Annotated in this window: 2 protein-coding genes; one reads left to right on the top strand and one right to left on the bottom strand. The window is 70.8% G+C overall.

Features of this window, described 5'->3' with window-relative positions:
* Nucleotides 1–3190: transcription-repair coupling factor (mfd, locus tag EHS43_RS39975; protein WP_125195455.1), on the top strand; the 3190-nt coding region annotated here is incomplete at its 5' end.
* A 172-nt stretch (nucleotides 3191–3362) separates the two neighbouring features.
* On the opposite strand, the gene EHS43_RS39970 is transcribed toward mfd, so the two are convergent.
* Complete coding sequence (locus tag EHS43_RS39970; protein ID WP_125195454.1) at nucleotides 3363–3548, bottom strand: antitoxin; 186 nt, start codon at nucleotides 3546–3548, stop codon at nucleotides 3363–3365.
* Between the last annotated feature and the right edge of the window lie 165 nt (nucleotides 3549–3713).

The raw sequence follows: 3713 nt of genomic DNA, 5'->3' as shown, positions 1-3713 counted from the left end.
CCCCCGCCCCGACGACCCCGAGACCGGACCGGTCTCCGTGGTCGTCGCACCTGTGCGCTCCGTGCTCCAGCCCCAGGTCAAGGGCCTCGGCGACCTGGAACCGGTGGCCCTGCGCACCGGCCAGACCGCCGACCTGAACGCGATCGTGGAGGCCCTCGCCGCCGCCGCGTACGCACGCGTGGAGCTCGTCGAGAAGCGCGGCGAGTTCGCCGTCCGGGGCGGCATCCTCGACGTCTTCCCGCCCACCGAGGAACACCCCCTGCGCGTCGAGTTCTGGGGCGACGACGTCGAGGAGATCCGCTACTTCAAGGTCGCCGACCAGCGCTCCCTGGAGGTCGCCGAGCACGGCCTGTGGGCCCCGCCCTGCCGCGAACTGCTCCTGACGGACGACGTACGCGCACGCGCGCGTGCCCTCGCCGAGCAGCACCCGGAGCTCGGCGAACTGCTCGGCAGGATCGCCGAGGGGATCGCCGTGGAGGGCATGGAGTCCCTGGCTCCCGTCCTCGTCGACGACATGGAGCTCCTGCTCGACGTCCTGCCCAAGGGCGCCATGGCCGTCGTGTGCGACCCGGAGCGGGTCCGCACGCGCGCCTCCGACCTGGTGGCCACCTCGCAGGAGTTCCTCCAGGCGTCCTGGGCGGCCACCGCGGGCGGCGGCGAGGCGCCCATCGACGTCGGCGCGGCCTCGCTGTGGTCCATCGCCGATGTGCGTGACCGCGCGCGCGAGCTGGACATGATGTGGTGGTCTGTGTCGCCGTTCGCCGCCGATCTCGAACTGGAGGCGGACACCCTCAAGCTCGGCATGCACGCGCCCGAGACCTACCGCGGCGACACCGCCAAGGCGCTCGCCGACACCAAGGGCTGGCTCGCCGACGGCTGGCGCGCGGTCTTCGTCACCGAGGCGCACGGCCCCGCCGCCCGGACCGTCGAGGTGCTCGGCGGCGAGGGCATCGCGGCCCGCCTCGACGCCGAACTCACCTCCCTGAGCCCGTCCGTCGTGCACGTGGCGTGCGGCTCGATCGAGTACGGCTTCGTGGACCCGGCGCTCAGACTCGCCGTTCTCACCGAGACCGACCTGACCGGGCAGAAGGCGGCCGGCAAGGACGGCGCCCGGATGCCGGCCCGGCGCCGCAAGACGATCGACCCGCTCACCCTGGAGGCGGGCGACTACATCGTCCACGAACAGCACGGCGTGGGCCGCTACATCGAGATGGTCCAGCGGACCGTGCAGGGCGCCACGCGCGAGTACCTCGTCGTCGAGTACGCCCCCGCCAAGCGCGGCCAGCCCGGCGACCGGCTCTACATTCCCACCGACCAGCTGGAGCAGATCACCAAGTACGTCGGCGGCGAGGCCCCCACGCTGCACCGGCTCGGCGGCGCGGACTGGACCAAGACCAAGGCGCGCGCGAAGAAGGCCGTCAAGGAGATCGCCGCCGACCTGATCCGGCTGTACAGCGCGCGGATGGCGGCCCCCGGGCACACCTTCGGTCCGGACACCCCGTGGCAGCGCGAGCTGGAGGACGCCTTCCCGTACGCGGAGACCCCGGACCAGCTCACCACCATCGCCGAGGTCAAGGAGGACATGGAGAAGTCGGTCCCCATGGATCGCCTGATCTGCGGAGACGTCGGCTACGGCAAGACCGAGATCGCCGTACGGGCCGCCTTCAAGGCCGTCCAGGACGGCAAGCAGGTGGCCGTCCTCGTCCCCACCACGCTGCTGGTGCAGCAGCACTTCGGGACGTTCAGCGAGCGCTACTCGCAGTTCCCGGTGGTCGTGAAGGCGCTCAGCCGCTTCCAGACCGACACCGAGGCCAAGGCTGTCCTGGAGGGGCTGCGCGAGGGCTCGGTGGACGTCGTGATCGGCACCCACCGGCTGTTCTCCTCGGAGACCAAGTTCAAGGACCTCGGCCTGGTCATCGTCGACGAGGAGCAGCGCTTCGGCGTCGAGCACAAGGAGCAGCTGAAGAAGCTGCGCGCCAACGTCGACGTGCTGACCATGTCCGCCACCCCGATCCCGCGCACCCTGGAGATGGCGGTCACCGGCATCCGCGAGATGTCGACGATCACCACGCCCCCGGAGGAGCGCCACCCGGTGCTCACCTTCGTCGGGCCCTACGAGGAGAAGCAGATCGGCGCGGCCATCCGCCGTGAACTGCTGCGCGAGGGCCAGGTCTTCTACATCCACAACCGGGTCGAGTCGATCGACCGGGCGGCCTCCCGGCTGCGCGAGATCGTCCCCGAGGCGCGGATCGCGACCGCCCACGGCCAGATGTCGGAACAGGCACTGGAGCAGGTCGTCGTCGACTTCTGGGAGAAGAAGTTCGACGTGCTCGTGTCGACCACGATCGTCGAGTCGGGCATCGACATCTCCAACGCGAACACGCTGATCGTCGAGCGCGGCGACAACTTCGGCCTGTCCCAGCTGCACCAGCTGCGCGGCCGCGTGGGACGGGGACGGGAGCGCGGTTACGCCTACTTCCTGTACCCGCCGGAGAAGCCGCTGACCGAGACGGCGCACGAACGGCTCGCGACGATCGCCCAGCACACCGAGATGGGCGCGGGCATGTACGTGGCGATGAAGGACCTGGAGATCCGCGGCGCGGGCAACCTCCTCGGCGGCGAGCAGTCCGGGCACATCGCGGGCGTCGGCTTCGACCTGTACGTCCGCATGGTCGGCGAGGCCGTGGCGGACTACCGGGCCTCCCTGGAGGGCGGGGTCGAGGAGGAGCCGCCGCTGGAGGTCAAGATCGAGCTCCCGGTCGACGCGCACGTGCCGCACGACTACGCGCCGGGCGAGCGGCTGCGCCTGCAGGCCTACCGTGCGATCGCCTCGGCCAACACCGAGGAGGACATCAAGGCCGTACGCGAGGAACTCGTCGACCGCTACGGCAAGTTGCCCGAGCCGGTGGAGAACCTGCTGCTGGTGGCGGGACTTCGGATGCTGGCACGCGCGTGCGGCGTCGGTGAGGTCGTCCTCCAGGGCACCAACATCCGCTTCGCGCCGGTGGAGTTGCGGGAGTCGCAGGAGCTGCGGGTCAATCGGCTCTACCCGGGCACCGTCATCAAGCCGGCCGCGCACCAGGTGCTGGTGCCGCGCCCCAAGACGGCGAAGGTGGGCGGAAAGCCGCTGGTCGGGCGGGAGCTGCTCGGCTGGGTGGGGGAGTTCCTCACGTCGATCCTGGGGTCGTGACGCGGGGGAGGGAGCCCGAGCCCGCGGCGCCGTCGCGGAACGGGAGAGCCGCCCGCGCGGGACGGACCTGCGCGGACGGCGTCTCGTTCAGCGGGTGAGGGGAGCCGGTCCGGGCCGCGGTGCGGCGGGCCCGGAGCGGTTTGGTGCCCGCTTGTCCTGTGTGGGGCCTGGCTCACCGCTGGTCGGGCCGGTCGCGGTCCATGCCGAGCGACCCTTCGATCCTCTGCTGCGCGTCGTCGACCTGGCCCTCGTACTTGTGGCCCGTCCTGTCGTTGACCTTGCGTTCCGCCATGTCGGACATGTCCTTGGTCTTGTCCCGCACCTGGCGGTTGCTCTTGAACCTGTCGAAGATGCCCATCCAGAGCTCCTTCCAGAGGTGACTCAGCATCGACCATAAGGTCGATATGCCCGCAATGCCCACTCGGGAGGGGTGCGGTGCGGGCCTCCCTAATGCCGCGGTGCGCCCGCTCGCTACGGTGTGCGCGACGTCGTACGAGGGAAGGCGCTCCGTGCGGGGGCGGAC

This window comes from Streptomyces sp. RP5T, assembly GCF_003933965.1.
GTDB lineage: Bacteria > Actinomycetota > Actinomycetes > Streptomycetales > Streptomycetaceae > Streptomyces.
This window is presented reverse-complemented; position numbering and strand designations above follow the sequence as displayed.